The following is a 12,878-nucleotide window of genomic DNA, read 5'->3' as shown; positions in this document are numbered from 1 at the left end:
AGTGCCCCGTCAGGGCCGCCTGACAGGGTCCCGTCAGGACGGGCCTGGGCGGGCTACGTATCTCAGGGCCCGCCCCGCGATCAGGTCGTGATCAGGTGTGGAAGGAGGACTTCTTCTCCATGGCCGCGCGGAACCGGGCGTACCCGTCGAGCTCCGGCCCGTCGCCCCGTGCCTTGCGGGTGCGGTTGGCCCAGCTGCCCCAGAGACCGGCACATACCGCCACCACAAGCGGGATCAGCAACCAGGCGAGTGCCGCCATGCCGTCCTCCCATCCCCAATGAGCGACCGCAAACTGACTGATCAGCAGATTAACCACTGGCACTGACAACGCTCACGCCAGGGGTGCGGTTACGCAACCGGAGTGGGGTGGACGGGTCCCCTCAGCAGGCGCCCACCCACTCCTCCGTCCCGTCGGAGAACTTCTGGTGCTTCCAGATGGGCACCTCGTGCTTGAGGTCGTCGATCAGCTTCCGGCACGCCTCGAAGGCCTCGCCACGATGGGGACAGGAGACGGCCACGACGACGGCGAGATCCCCGACCTTGAGGTCCCCGACCCGGTGCACGGCCGCGAGCGCCCGCACGGGGTACTCGGCGACGACCTTCTCGGCGACCCGCCGCATCTCGGCCTCGGCGCTGGGATGGCAGGAGTACCCGAGCTCGTCGACGTCGAGACCCCCGTCGTGGTTCCGCACGGTCCCCACAAACAACGCCGTCCCCCCGGAGGCGTCGTCCCCGACGGCCCGGAAGACCTCGTCCACGGAGAGGGCCGTCTCGCGGATACCGATGAGCTTTATGGGGTCCTGAGCGCCCTGCTCACCAGGGTGATCGTTGGTAGGTGCCATAGGCCCATCGTGCCCCACGCGTGCGAGGACGGGAAATAGCGCTATCGCCGGCACACGCGCGTGCGTCTTTGGAGCCTCCTACATGCGGGAGGTCCTGTACGGGGTCGGCGAAACTGCCGTGGGCGTACCTGCCGTGGCCGTGCCTGAGGGCCTGCGGGCCTGCGGGCCTGAGGGCCTGAGGGCCTGTCGTGCCGCGAACCCTCGCCCGCTCAGATCCGCCGCCGCGCCTTCCGTGCCCGCCGCACCACGGCCGCCGCGCCCAGCAGAGCCACCGTCGCTCCCGCGGCGCCGGCCGCCGTCGCGTCCTTGCGCCCGAGCCGCCGGCCGACGACCGTGTGCCTGCCGGAGACCTCTGCCAGCAGTTCCGCGAGCACTTCCTCGTTGGTCCACTGCGGCCGCCACCCCGCGTCGTGCAGCCGGCTTCCGCTCACCACCCACGGATACATCGTGTAGGCCAGGTCCCCGGCCGGGGAGGGTGTCAGTCCGATCCGGTGCAGCCGGGCCGCCGCCCCCAGCGCGACCGCCGACGGCAGCTCCATGCGCCGGATCCCGCTGAGCTCCTCGACCTCCTCCTGCTCCAGCCACCCGTCGCATCCGACGGCGAGTTCCCCGTCGACCTTCTCCAGGACGGCGTACTCCAGGGCACTGCACAGGTCCTCGACATGGCAGAACTGCCAGGCAGGCCGCGACCCGGCGACGACAAGCAGTCGAGGTGACTCGAAGTACCTGGTCAGCGCGGTGTCGGTGCCGCCCACGAGCACCGCCGGCCGGACCACGGTGACATTGAGTCCCGGGTGCGCCCGAGGCGCCCTGCGTGCGAGGCGCTCGACCTCCAGCAGGTCCCCGACCCCGGTGGCCTCCGCCGTCGCCCGCAGCTCGGCGTCCTCCGACAGCGGCAGCTCGTTGTCCGGCAGCGCCCCGTAGACCATCGCGGAGGTGCACAGCACGGCCCGGTGGACCCCGGCCGCCGCCGCGGCCGTCAGGACGGTCTGCGTCCCCCGAACGTTGTATGCCGTCCGGGCAGCGGGATCCGTCTCCAGATCCAGGTCGAGCGCCAGGTGGACGACCACGTCGGCGCCGCGCAGCTTGTCCGCGATGGCGGGATCCCGCACGTCCAGGATGTGCCACTGCGCCGCCGCGCACTCACCGCGCCGCTCGTCGATGGCGATGACCTGCTTGACCTCGTCGGACGCGACGAGCCGCTCGGTGAGCAGCGCGCCGATGCCGGACGCGGCACCGGTCACGGCGACGACGGGCCCGCGCACGCCGCGCGCGGGAGGGGTTGACTGGTTTCGCGCTGCGCGAACCTGCGGATCAGGGGAACTCACCGGGCGTCTCCAGCGGTTGTCTTCAGTACGAGCGCGAGTGACGCGTACGTACCAGGTGGCATCCATCCTGCCGCAGGCCACGAGTCGGCGAAGCACCGAGGCCCGATCGGCTCGCGGTGTCTACGCTGGGTGGTGTTATCGGGCAGCCGCGCCGCCGGTGCCAACCGGCGGCCTTACCAGCCGAGGAATCCCGTGAGTGACACCCCATTCGGATTCGGCCTTCCGCCGGAGGAGCCGGACGACGGCGACGAGGGCAAGAAGAAGGACCAGCAGAGCGGTGGTGGTCAGGGTCCGGCCAACCCGTTCGGTTTCGGCGGGCTGCCCGGGGCCGGGGGCTTTGGCGGCCCCGGCGCGGACAATCCGTTCGCTGCCATGTTCGGTTCGCTGAACCCCACCGACCTGGGTGCCGCGTTCCAGCAGCTGGGGCAGATGCTCTCCTACGAGGGCGGCCCGGTGAACTGGGACATGGCCAAGCAGATCGCCCGCCAGACGGTCTCCCAGGGCACCGCGGACGGCACGAAGGACGCGAGCGTCGGCCCCGCCGAGCGCAATGCCGTCCAGGAGGCCGTACGCCTGGCCGACCTGTGGCTCGACGACGCGACGTCCCTGCCGTCCGGCGCGGGCTCCGCCGTGGCGTGGTCCCGCGCGGAGTGGGTCGAGGCGACCCTGCCCGCGTGGCAGGAGCTCGTCGACCCGGTCGCCGAGCGCGTCGGCACCGCGATGGGCGACGTCCTGCCGGAGGAGATGCAGGCCATGGCCGGCCCGCTGATCGGCATGATGCGCTCGATGGGCGGCGCCATGTTCGGCACGCAGATCGGACAGGCCGTCGGCGTGCTCGCGGGCGAGGTCGTCGGCTCCACCGACATCGGCCTGCCGCTGGGCCCGGTCGGCAAGGCCGCGCTGCTGCCGATCAACATCGAGACGTTCGGCAAGGACCTGGGCGTGCCGCAGGAGGAGGTGCGGCTGTATCTCGCCCTGCGCGAGGCCGCCCACCAGCGTCTCTTCGCACACGTGCCGTGGCTGCGCTCGCACCTGTTCGGCGCGGTCGACGGCTACGCGCGCGGGATCAAGGTCGACACGGCCAAGCTCGAGGACGTCGTCGGCCAGTTCGACCCGCAGAACCCGGAGCAGTTGCAGGACGCCCTCCAGCAGGGCATGTTCCAGCCGGAGGACACGCCGGAGCAGAAGGCCGCTCTTGCCCGTCTGGAGACGGCCCTGGCGCTCGTCGAGGGCTGGGTCGACGCGGTGGTCCACACGGCCGCCAAGCCCCGCCTGTCGTCGGCGGACGCGCTGCGCGAGACGCTGCGCCGCCGCCGCGCCTCGGGCGGCCCGGCGGAGCAGACCTTCGCCACGCTGATCGGCCTGGAGCTGCGCCCCCGCCGCCTGCGTGACGCCTCCCGTCTGTGGGCCTCGCTCACGGACGCGCGCGGTGTCGACGGCCGGGACGCCCTGTGGCACCACCCGGACATGCTGCCGACGGCGTCCGACCTCGACGACCCGGACGGCTTCGTGCACCGCGAGCAGATCGACTTCTCCGAGCTGGACAAGATGCTCGGCGAGGCGGCGGGCAGCTCCGCCGGGAAGCCGGACCTGAAGAAGGACGACAAGGACGACGACAAGGGCGACGACACCGAGTGAGCCTGTACGACGACGCGGTCCTCGTGCTCAAGGGGTACGAGGACCAGACCGAACTGCGCCAGGCCTACCTGGATCATCTCGCCGCTCATCCGGACGGTATGTGGAAGTCCTGCGAGTCCGGGCACCTCACGGCGAGCGCCCTGGTGATCGACCCGTCGCGCGGGCGCGTGCTGCTGACCCTTCACAAGAAGCTGCGCATGTGGCTGCAGATGGGCGGCCACTGCGAGCCGCAGGATCCCTCCCTGCCCGCCGCGGCCCTGCGCGAGGCCACGGAGGAGTCCGGTGTCACCGGCCTGTCGCTGCTGCCGGGCGGCCCGGTGCGGCTCGACCGGCACCCGATCCCGGCACCCTGCCACTGGCACTTCGACGTGCAGTACGCGGTCCTGGCCCCGCCGGACGCCGAGCACGCGATCAGCGAGGAGTCGCTGGACGTGCGCTGGTTCGCCTACGCCGAGGTGGCGGAGGTGGCCGACGAGTCGGTCGTACGCCTCCTGGAGGCGACGCGGGCGAGGCTGTGACCTTCGGGCATGCTTCGGACATGCGTAAGGGGCGACTGCTATGGCGGTCGCCCCTTACGTCGGTTTTCCAGACGGTCAGCTCCAGACGTTGCCCTGGTTCTGCGCCCGGGCCCCCTGCTGCCCCATGCCGTACTGGGCAGCGAGGCCGGACCCGATCTGGGCGTTCTGCGGCGGCAGCAGCTCGCTGGGCTGGACGATCGCGTAACCGCTGCCCATGAAGCTGAGCTCCCAGCCCTCGCCGGTGTTGCCGCGGCGCCGCCACACCCCGGAGGAGTGCGTCTGGGCCTGCATCTGGACGCGCATGCTCGTCGACCAGGCGACGATCGCGTCGGCGTCGCAGTTGACGTACTTGTCGGGCGTCACCTGCAACATCAGCGGCATGCCGGAGGTCATGAGGGCGACCTTGCCGCGGCCGGTGATGTTGAGCTGGTACTTCCCGGAGCCGGAGATGCCGTAGAGGCTGTCCACGGCGATGACCTCGTGGTGCAGCGAGGAGTCCATCGCCAGCACATAGCTGCTGTCGACGGTCAGCCCGTCCTGCTCCACCTCCACCACGTGGACGTGCTGCTTGAGGTTGGCGAGGTAGACCGTGCCCTGCCCGTGGCAGCGCATGAGGTCGAGGCCCTCGCCGGTGTGCGCACGCGCGCGTCCCTGCTGGTTGCTCTGGTACTCGGCGTCGAACTCGACCAGGCCCTGGTAGGCGACCATCGTGCCCTTGCGGGCGAGGATGTCGTCGTGGCCCTCCAGGGTGACGCGGAGCATCTGCTTGTTCTGCAGGCTCCAGCGGTCCTGGGTCTGCTGGTCGTTGTAGGCGAAAAGCGGACTCTGCATGGCGTTCTGGCTCCCCCTCAGCCCCGGACCCGGAGACGGTCGGTGCTGTCCTCGCTGGGCTGGACGACGACGATGCCCTGGCCGGAGAAGGCCATCTGGTAGGCCTCGCCGCTGCCCCGGCCGATGAGCGACTGCGCCTTGAAGCTGCGCTTGCCCTTGACCTTGAGGTTGGGCGACCAGGCGACGAGCGCGTCCGGGTCGACGTACGTCTCGTCCTCGCCACCGCCGCAGTCGACGACGATCGGCTTGCCCCGGGAGGTCAGCGCGACCCAGCCCTGCCCGGAGATCTTGGTGTTCCACAGGCCCTGTCCGGCGAACTTCGCCAGGCCCTTCACGCGCTCGACGCCCCACGTCAGATGGGCGTCGAAAGCGAGCAGGTTGGTGGCGTTGACGGAGATCCCGTCGCCGTTGAGGTTGATGACGACGACGTTGGCGCCGTAGTCGGCAAGGTAGAGCAGTCCGTCGCCGGTGCACTTCATCAGGGGCGCGCCCTCGCCGGTCATCCAGTCCTTGGCGATCTGGCGCACGGCCGGCGGGTTGGGCTCGTACTGGACGAAGCCCTCGTAGGCGACCATCGACCCCACGCGCGCGAAGAGGTCGTTCCCGGTCTGCATGGCGACCTTCAGCATGTGGTTGCCGTGGTTCTCCATGCGGGCGGTGACGGGTGCGGGGGCGTAGCCCGCGAGCGGCTGGTTCATGACGGGCTCTCCCTCAGATCTCGTACGGCTGGACGACGATGAAGTTGCCGGGCGCGCCACGGAACTGGAGGTTGACGCTCTCTCCGGTGTCCCCGGGGTAGGAGTTGCGGCGCATGCGCACCTGGCTGGAGACGACCACCTGGGAGGCGGCCGACCAGGCGACCACGGCGTTGCAGTCGGCGAACGTGGTGGGCGTGACCGGGAGGACCACGGGCGTGCCGTGCGTCTTCACGACGATCGTGCCGGTGCCCGTGAACTGCATCGTGAACAGCGCGCCGCCGGGGATGCCGTGCCCCTCGATGCGACGGACCTCGTACTGGAGGCTCTCGTCGAAGGCGAGGACGTTCTCCGCGGAGACGCAGATGCCGTCGCCCTGGAGCTCGATCGGGTGCAGCATCGTGGAGTTCTCGGCGAGGAACACCTGCCCCTGGCCAGTACAGCGCATCAGCTGCATCTCCTGGCCGGTCGCGTTGCCCACGACCCGCCCGGCGAACCCGGCGCCCTTGTAGCTGAAGTCGACCTTGCCCTGGTAGAGCACCATGCTGCCCTGCCGGGCGAGCACGGGGTGGCCACCGATGCCGAGGTCGACACGGACCAGCTTCTTGTTCTGCTGCGTCCAGCGCTGGCCGGTGGGCGTCTCCTTGAACTGCTGGAGCGCCGCGGCCACACCGGGGCCCTGCGGTGCGCCCTGCGGAGCTCCGTACGGCGCCTGCTGGCCCGGGGCCTGCCCATAAGAGGGCTGCTGGCCGTAGCCCGGAGGCGGCGTCGGCTGACCGTACCCGGGAGGCGGCGTCGGCTGGCTGCCGTAGCCGGGCGGCGGGGCGGGGGCCTGCGGCGCCTGGGGCTGGCCGTAGCCGGGCGGCGGCGGGGCCGTCGGCGCGGGCGCCTGGCCGTACGGCGCCTGCTGCCCGGGCTGACCGTAGGGCGCGGGCGCCGGGGCCGGGGGCGGCGGGGCGCCGCCGGGCGGCGTCATGGGCGCGACGATGGTGGGCTGGGCGTGCACCGAGGGCGCGGGAGCCGGGGCCGGAGGCGGCGGGGTGGCACCCTGCGGGGGCGCGAAGCCCTGCGCGGCGGGCGCGGGAGCGGGAGCCGGTGCCGCGGCGGCCGGGGCGCCGAACGCGGGCGGCGCGGTGGCCTGGGCGGGCGGTGCGAAGCCGGGGGCCGCCGCACCGGCCTGAGGCTGCTGGGGCTGCTGCGAGGCGGCCGGCGCCTCCTCCTCGGCGACCTCGCCGCCGAAGTTCCTCAGCAGCGCGTCGAGGCCGCCGTCGAAGCCCTGACCTACCGCGGCGAACCGCCAGACGTCCTTGAGGTAGAAGTCGCCCAGCATGACGGCGCGTTCGGTGGAGAACTCCGAGCCATTGAAGGCGTACCGGGCCACCTCCTCGCCGCCGGCGACGATGCGGACGTATCCGGGGCTGATCTGCGACATCTGTCCGGCGCCGTCGATCGTCGCCGTGAAGGACAGCTTCTGGATCTGCGGGGGGATCTTGTCGAGCGTGACCCGGAAGGACTCCGTGTCACCGGCCTGGGCGCCGAGGAGCTGGATGGACTCCTCGGGAGACTTCGGCTGGTTGAAGAAGATGAAGTAGCGGTCGTCCGAGAGCCGTTCGTCGGCGTCAAGACCGAAGCAGCTGATGTCGAACGTCAGTCCCGGAGCGGCGATCTGCACACCTACGTACAGATCTGTGCCCGCGGTGAGGTCACTGATCCTGGCCTTGTGGCCGCGTTGGAATTCCCTGGCCATGCGTAACGACCGTCCCCCATCCCGAATGTGAGTGCGTCGCGCCAGGCTAACGGCAAACTCGGACATCGAGCGAAGCCGGTACAGACCCGGTACACAAGCCCCGCCCACTCGAACTGGAAGCGCCGTCTCCGGGGGACCTCGGTCGGCGGTCAGGGAGCGGTCATTCGCCGCGCGCGCCGGGCAGATGAGGCAGCCGCTCGGCGGCGACCACGCCTTCGAGATAGCCCTTCGCCCGCTCGGTGCGGGGATACGCCTCCAGCAGCCGCCAGAAGCGGGGACCGTGACCGGGCACCAGAAGATGGGCGAGCTCGTGCAGGAGGACGTAGTCGACGACGTACTCGGGCATGCCCTGCAACCGGTGCGAAAGACGGATGCTGCCCTCGGCCGGGGTGCACGAGCCCCAGCGGGTGTTCTGGTTGGTGACCCAGCGGACCGAGCTGGGCCGGGCGCGGCCCTCGAAGTACTGCTCCGACAGCCGCTCGGCACGCTCGGCCAGTTCCGCGTCGCCGAGAACCCGCTTGCTCTCCTGGGCGGCCAGCTTGTCGAGCATGACGTTCACCCAGCGCTGCTCCTCGGCCTCGGACATCCGGGCGGGGATGAGCACGACGGTGCGATCGCCCTCGCGGTACGCCGAAACCGTCCGGCGACGCCGGGCGCTCCTGCGGACCTCGATCGCGCTCGCTCCCGAGCCGCTCGACGGCGGGGTCGTCGTGCGGCGCTGTGGCGTTCCGGCGCGGTGCAGTGGGTCGGCGGACACGCCCCGACGTTACCCGCTGCACATGGGGGAAGTCCCGACTCCGGGACGGTTCGATGCCGATCCCCCACCATGCGTTTGATTTGTACGACGAATATCCACCGCCTGTGGACAACTTTCGGCGCCGGGCGTCACGTCGGGGCATGCTGGCAGTCACCGGCGGAACTGCGACCGAGTCCCACCGGCACACGGGGACGTTCCACGACGGCTACGGGGGCCTGTTCATGCAAGCGATGGATTCGACCGTTTCGACGGTTCCGGAAGACCTGCCGGAAAGCCTTCCTGAGGGTTCGCCGGTTCCGGTGGTTCCGCCGACTCCGGTGGCTCCGCTGGTGAAGCCCGCGCTCAGGCGCGGCTGGCGGGATCTCAACACCGTACAGTTCGGGATGACTCCGGCACACGCGCTGACGCTGGGTCCGATGGACACGGCGACGGGCAGCTTCCTCGACCTGCTCAACGGCACCCGCGGGTTGGAGCTGCTGCGCGAAGAAGGCCGCCGCATGGACCTGCCGGACGGTCATGTCGACGGGCTGGTGGGGCGACTGGCAGGGGCCGGGCTCCTCGACGACGCGAAGGGCGGCGGCCCGGCCGGTGACGCCCTGCGACGGAAGAAGGAGGTCCTGGACCGGCTGCGCCCCGATCTGGCCTCCCTTTCCCTGACCACGTCCGAGCCTGGCGAGGCGATCGGCCGCCTGGCTGCCCGCCGCTCACTGCGCGTGCAGGTGAGGGGCGCCGGCCGGGTGGGTTCCATGGTGGCTTCACTGCTGTCGGGTGCGGGGGTCGGCGAGGTCGACGTGCGGGATGTCGGCCGGGTCGAGCCGTGGGACGTCACGCCGGGCGGTCTGCCCGCGGAGGCGATCGGCGACCGCAGGGACGAGGCCGCGCGGCGGGCCGCACGCCGCTGCGCACCGGACCGCCCACCACGCCGCGGCTCCCGACGACCTCCCGGCCCCGACAGCACCGGCCACTCGCTGGTGATCATCGCGCCACGGGACGACGTCGCGGTGCACGCCCCGCTCCCGTCCGCCGCCGAGCCCCTCATCACTTCCGGTACGCCCCATCTGTACGCCGGCGTCGTGGAGGGAACGGGCATGGTCGGCCCGCTCGTCCTACCCGGCGAGACCGGCTGCGCCGGCTGTCTCCACGAGGGGCGCACCGACCGGGACCCGGCCTGGCCCCGCCTGGTCGCGCAGTGGCGCTCGGGATCGGGCAGGGCACGCCGGGTGCCGCCCTGCGATCTCGCGCTGGCCGGCTTGGTCGCCGGACTGGCCGCCGCACACGCCCTCGCCTTCCTGGACGGTCGGATTCCGTCGAGCGCGGGTGCACGCTGGGAGGTGTCCCTACCCGGCCTGACCTGGCACGCCCGGCCGGTGTGGGCACACCCCGCCTGCCCGTGCGGCGCCACGGAGAAAGGTGAGGGAGAACACCCCTCCGAGGACGGGGGGTCGCACGAGACAATGGCGGAGCAACGGCCGTCGAAGACGTTACGCCGTAAGGCAGACGCGGAGCGGCTGGCTGGGACCTGGAGGGCGCATGTCTGATCTTCCCCGCAAGGCGGTCACCCGTACCGCCAAGCTCGCCGCGCTTCCGCTCGGCTTCGCCGGGCGGGCGACCTGGGGACTCGGCAAGCGGATCGTCGGCGAGTCCGCGGAGATCGTCGGCCGCGAGCTGCAGCAGCGCACCGCGGAGCAGTTGTTCAAGGTGCTCGGCGAGCTCAAGGGCGGCGCGATGAAGTTCGGCCAGGCCCTGTCCGTCTTCGAGTCGGCCCTGCCCGAGGAGGTCGCCGGCCCTTACCGCGCGGCCCTCACCAAGCTGCAGGAGGCGGCGCCCCCGATGCCGACGCGCACCGTGCACACGGTGCTGGCGGAGCGGCTCGGCGCGGACTGGCACGACCTGTTCCTGGAGTTCGAGGACAAGCCCGCCGCGGCGGCCTCGATCGGCCAGGTGCACCGAGGGGTGTGGCACGACGGCCGCGAGGTGGCCGTGAAGGTGCAGTATCCCGGAGCAGGCGAGGCCCTCCTGTCCGACCTGAACCAACTGAGCCGTTTCGCCCGACTCTTGGGTCCGCTGATTCCCGGCATGGACATCAAGCCGCTGATCGCGGAGCTCAAGGACCGGGTCTCCGAGGAACTGGACTACGACCTGGAGGCGCAGGCCCAGCAGGCGCACGCGGAGGAGTTCGCCGACGATCCGGACGTCGTCGTGCCGGCGGTGGTCCAGCAGTGCGATCAGGTGCTGGTCACGGAGTGGATCGACGGCATCCCGCTCTCGGAAGTGATCTCGGACGGCACCCCGGAGCAGCGCAACCGGGCCGGCCAGCTCCTGGCCCGCTTCCTCTTCTCCGGCCCGGCCCGCACGGGTCTCCTGCACGCCGATCCGCACCCGGGCAACTTCCGACTCCTGCCGGGCGGCCCCGAGGGCGAGGACGACTGGCGGCTGGGTGTCCTGGACTTCGGCACGGTCGACCGCCTCCCGGGCGGCCTGCCCACCCCCATCGGCGAGTCCCTGCGCATGACCCTGGACGGCGAGGCGGACGCCGTCTACGACCTTCTCCGCGTCGAGGGCTTCGTCAAGGAATCCATCGACCTGGACCCCAACGCCGTCCTCGACTACCTCCTGCCGATCATCGAACCGGCCCAGGCCGACGAGTTCACCTTCACCCGCGGCTGGATGCGCAGCCAGGCCGCGCGCGTGGCCGACCCCCGCTCCCCCGCCTATCAACTGGGCAAACAGCTCAACCTGCCCCCGGCGTACCTCCTCATTCACCGGGTGACGTTGAGCACGATCGGGGTGCTGTGCCAGCTGGGCGCCACGGTGCGGCTGCGCGAGGAACTGGAGGAGTGGCTGCCGGGGTTCGTTTCGGACGAGCTGACGGACGAGGGGGAGTCGGCGGCCGAGGCGTGAGCCGATCTACCACCAGGCCGAGTCGAGCCGCCCCTCGATCGCTCTGAGGTTCTCCCGGGAGCACGTGTCACAGATGTAGTGGCGGGTGCCGTGCTCCACGGAGCAGCTCCAGGTGGGCTGCGGTGCCTCGGCCCGGGTGCCGCAGCGGGCGCACACGAGGGGCTGGGGCTCCGTGGCGGAGCCGTCGTTGTCACTGCCTCCGGAAAGACTCGTCACTCGGCGACGATACCGCCGCCCCGCGCTGATCAGCGGGCACAACGCACCGCGGGGGCCGGTCCGTTCGCACGGACCGGCCCCCGCGGGGAGCTATCGCCTCCCAGATCGGGAGGCCACTGTCTGGCAGTGGGGTCGGTTACTGCATGACCGCCATGGCGAGCGCACGGCGGGCGCGCAGCGAGGCACGCTCGGCCCTGCGCTGCATACGGCGAGCGGTCGCCAGGCGCACGGCCCGGCGTTCCCGCTCGGCCTCATGCTGTCGCTCGTGCATATGCGCACGTGCCAGGGCTTCTTGGATGAGTTGCATCTCTCGGTTCCTGTTCTGACGCGAGTCGTTCGCGCCACTGGTGGTGAGGTCCTCAGGCGCGGAGCCTGCGAGTTCGTGGGTGGACGGCTTCATCGGGGCCTGCTTCTGGGGGTCGTGCGTGAGGGGACGGTCGATCGTTCCTGCGGTGTTCATGCCGTGACCGGGTTCTTGCGCGGGCGGCCACGCGGCCGCTTCCGGGCGACGACGACACCCTGGACGAACAGCTCGCCACCCCAGACGCCCCAGGGCTCACGCCGCTCCTTGGCGCCGGCGAGGCAGGCCTCCATCAGCGGGCAGGTACGGCAGAGGGACTTGGCGTACTCGACGTCCGCCGGCGACTCGGCGAAGAAGACCTCCGGGTCGTAGGAACGGCAGGGGACGGGCACGCCGAGGTTCTCGATGGCGTCGTCGAGCGCGGTGAGCGCAGTGAGCGGGGTCAAGGTGGGGTCCTCCGTGAGGCCGGGCTTGGGGATCACGTCTGAAGGCGGTACGGACGGGGCGTGCGCTTCGAGTTGCACGGTTCGTCTTCCTCGTCTGGTCGTTCCGGCCCTGTTGGACCGGGTGGCGGCTGGTACCGGGGCTTACTTGGCCCGAGGCCCCTTCGCTCCGTCATCCCCGTTGGAGGACAAACAGAAGGGCCGCGGATCCCGGATGGGGTTCCGCGGCCCTGAAGGCGCCGGCCTGATCTGCGATCAGGCTGGATCACTCCAGGGTTCTGGCCCACGGAAGGCCCACATCTGGTGGTGCTTCGTCGTCTGCTTCCGGAATCCGGCACCGGTCGCCGTAAAGGCATAGGCCTGCGCCTTCGCCTCTACTGCCGCTTCCAGTGCCTTGGTCGGTCGCTCATTGCCCTCGCGGACAGGAAGACCCGCGAGAGACAGGGCGGACGCCGGGCGGTCGGCACGAATGCCGGACAGACCGGTGCCCTGGTTCGAGGCGCCGAGCATGCACAGGGAGGCGACGACCGAGCGATCGGTCATTTTCACGATGCTGATGGAGCTGGTGTTGATGCTGATCACTGGACTCGCCTCCTCTCGGCGTCTCGGGGGACTGGGGTGAGCCAGTCCGACGGGTATGCAAGTAGAACACGGAATTGGG

At 70.9% G+C, this 12,878-nt stretch carries 15 protein-coding genes; 4 read left to right on the top strand and 11 right to left on the bottom strand.

From position 1 onward, the window contains the following. Positions 1 to 91: 91 nt before the first annotated feature. The 3 genes from ABIE67_RS30650 to ABIE67_RS30640 all read right to left on the bottom strand — a co-directional run bounded on the left by ABIE67_RS30650 (position 92) and on the right by ABIE67_RS30640 (position 2,170). Positions 92 to 259 carry a hypothetical protein gene (locus ABIE67_RS30650; protein WP_370264620.1) on the bottom strand — a complete coding sequence of 56 codons (168 nt, stop codon included), beginning with the start codon at positions 257 to 259 and terminating at the stop codon, positions 92 to 94. Between the two features lie 121 nt (positions 260 to 380). Next, complete coding sequence (locus tag ABIE67_RS30645) at positions 381 to 842, bottom strand: molybdenum cofactor biosynthesis protein MoaE (RefSeq protein WP_370264619.1); 462 nt, start codon at positions 840 to 842, stop codon at positions 381 to 383. 209 nt (positions 843 to 1,051) lie between these two features. Next, the gene (locus ABIE67_RS30640) at positions 1,052 to 2,170 is read right to left on the bottom strand and encodes an SDR family oxidoreductase (protein WP_370264618.1); all 1,119 of its coding nucleotides are present in this window, start codon (positions 2,168 to 2,170) and stop codon (positions 1,052 to 1,054) included. Positions 2,171 to 2,362: 192 nt separating this feature from the next. On the opposite strand from ABIE67_RS30640, the gene ABIE67_RS30635 reads away from it, so the two are divergent. Together ABIE67_RS30635 and ABIE67_RS30630 are read left to right on the top strand one after the other, a co-directional pair. Then, positions 2,363 to 3,808, top strand: coding sequence for a zinc-dependent metalloprotease (locus ABIE67_RS30635; protein ID WP_370264617.1), 1,446 nt, complete (start codon positions 2,363 to 2,365; stop codon positions 3,806 to 3,808). Next, a complete protein-coding gene (locus ABIE67_RS30630; protein ID WP_370264616.1) occupies positions 3,805 to 4,326 on the top strand; it encodes an NUDIX hydrolase in 522 nt (173 codons plus the stop codon). Before ABIE67_RS30635 ends, ABIE67_RS30630 begins: the two co-directional genes overlap by 4 nt. 75 nt (positions 4,327 to 4,401) lie before the next feature. On the opposite strand, the gene ABIE67_RS30625 is transcribed toward ABIE67_RS30630, so the two are convergent. From ABIE67_RS30625 to ABIE67_RS30610, 4 genes are all read right to left on the bottom strand, one after another. Further along, entirely contained in the window at positions 4,402 to 5,157 is a 756-nt protein-coding gene (locus ABIE67_RS30625; protein ID WP_370264615.1) for an AIM24 family protein, read from the bottom strand. 17 nt (positions 5,158 to 5,174) lie between these two features. After that, on the bottom strand, positions 5,175 to 5,855 hold the full coding sequence (locus ABIE67_RS30620) for an AIM24 family protein (protein ID WP_048582125.1): 681 nt from the start codon (positions 5,853 to 5,855) through the stop codon (positions 5,175 to 5,177). Positions 5,856 to 5,868: 13 nt separating this feature from the next. Then, the gene (locus tag ABIE67_RS30615) at positions 5,869 to 7,599 is read right to left on the bottom strand and encodes a TerD family protein (protein WP_370264614.1); all 1,731 of its coding nucleotides are present in this window, start codon (positions 7,597 to 7,599) and stop codon (positions 5,869 to 5,871) included. Between the two features lie 160 nt (positions 7,600 to 7,759). Further along, on the bottom strand, positions 7,760 to 8,356 hold the full coding sequence (locus tag ABIE67_RS30610) for a M48 family metallopeptidase (RefSeq protein WP_370264613.1): 597 nt from the start codon (positions 8,354 to 8,356) through the stop codon (positions 7,760 to 7,762). Positions 8,357 to 8,673: 317 nt separating this feature from the next. Here ABIE67_RS30610 and ABIE67_RS30605 point away from each other — a divergent pair, with 317 nt between their 5' ends. Continuing rightward, positions 8,674 to 9,894 carry a TOMM precursor leader peptide-binding protein gene (locus tag ABIE67_RS30605; protein WP_370264612.1) on the top strand — a complete coding sequence of 407 codons (1,221 nt, stop codon included), beginning with the start codon at positions 8,674 to 8,676 and terminating at the stop codon, positions 9,892 to 9,894. Then, positions 9,887 to 11,257: an ABC1 kinase family protein gene (locus ABIE67_RS30600; protein WP_370264611.1), complete on the top strand. Its 1,371-nt coding sequence runs from the start codon at positions 9,887 to 9,889 to the stop codon at positions 11,255 to 11,257. The genes ABIE67_RS30605 and ABIE67_RS30600 overlap by 8 nt, the downstream gene beginning before the upstream one ends. 6 nt (positions 11,258 to 11,263) lie before the next feature. Here ABIE67_RS30600 and ABIE67_RS30595 read toward each other — a convergent pair whose 3' ends face one another. From ABIE67_RS30595 to ABIE67_RS30580, 4 genes are all read right to left on the bottom strand, one after another. After that, positions 11,264 to 11,473, bottom strand: coding sequence for a hypothetical protein (locus ABIE67_RS30595; protein WP_370264610.1), 210 nt, complete (start codon positions 11,471 to 11,473; stop codon positions 11,264 to 11,266). A 136-nt stretch (positions 11,474 to 11,609) separates the two neighbouring features. Further along, positions 11,610 to 11,933, bottom strand: a complete 324-nt coding sequence (locus ABIE67_RS30590) for a hypothetical protein (protein WP_370264609.1) — start codon at positions 11,931 to 11,933, stop codon at positions 11,610 to 11,612. Continuing rightward, entirely contained in the window at positions 11,930 to 12,298 is a 369-nt protein-coding gene (locus ABIE67_RS30585) for a WhiB family transcriptional regulator (protein ID WP_369273283.1), read from the bottom strand. The genes ABIE67_RS30590 and ABIE67_RS30585 overlap by 4 nt, the downstream gene beginning before the upstream one ends. Before the next feature lie 174 nt (positions 12,299 to 12,472). Continuing rightward, the gene (locus tag ABIE67_RS30580) at positions 12,473 to 12,799 is read right to left on the bottom strand and encodes a hypothetical protein (protein ID WP_370264608.1); all 327 of its coding nucleotides are present in this window, start codon (positions 12,797 to 12,799) and stop codon (positions 12,473 to 12,475) included. Positions 12,800 to 12,878 lie beyond the last annotated feature (79 nt).

It is taken from the genome of Streptomyces sp. V4I8, from assembly GCF_041261225.1.
GTDB lineage: Bacteria > Actinomycetota > Actinomycetes > Streptomycetales > Streptomycetaceae > Streptomyces.
This window is presented reverse-complemented; position numbering and strand designations above follow the sequence as displayed.

Excerpts from the sequence above, each read along its gene's own strand:
- ABIE67_RS30615 (WP_370264614.1), bottom strand. The coding sequence starts at position 7,599 with ATGGCCAGGGAATTCCAACGCGGCCACAAGGCCAGGATCAGTGACCTC.
- ABIE67_RS30620 (WP_048582125.1), bottom strand. The coding sequence starts at position 5,855 with ATGAACCAGCCGCTCGCGGGCTACGCCCCCGCACCCGTCACCGCCCGC.
- ABIE67_RS30600 (WP_370264611.1), top strand. The coding sequence starts at position 9,887 with ATGTCTGATCTTCCCCGCAAGGCGGTCACCCGTACCGCCAAGCTCGCC.
- ABIE67_RS30645 (WP_370264619.1), bottom strand. The coding sequence starts at position 842 with ATGGCACCTACCAACGATCACCCTGGTGAGCAGGGCGCTCAGGACCCC.
- ABIE67_RS30590 (WP_370264609.1), bottom strand. The coding sequence starts at position 11,933 with ATGAACACCGCAGGAACGATCGACCGTCCCCTCACGCACGACCCCCAG.
- ABIE67_RS30625 (WP_370264615.1), bottom strand. The coding sequence starts at position 5,157 with ATGCAGAGTCCGCTTTTCGCCTACAACGACCAGCAGACCCAGGACCGC.
- ABIE67_RS30650 (WP_370264620.1), bottom strand. The coding sequence starts at position 259 with ATGGCGGCACTCGCCTGGTTGCTGATCCCGCTTGTGGTGGCGGTATGT.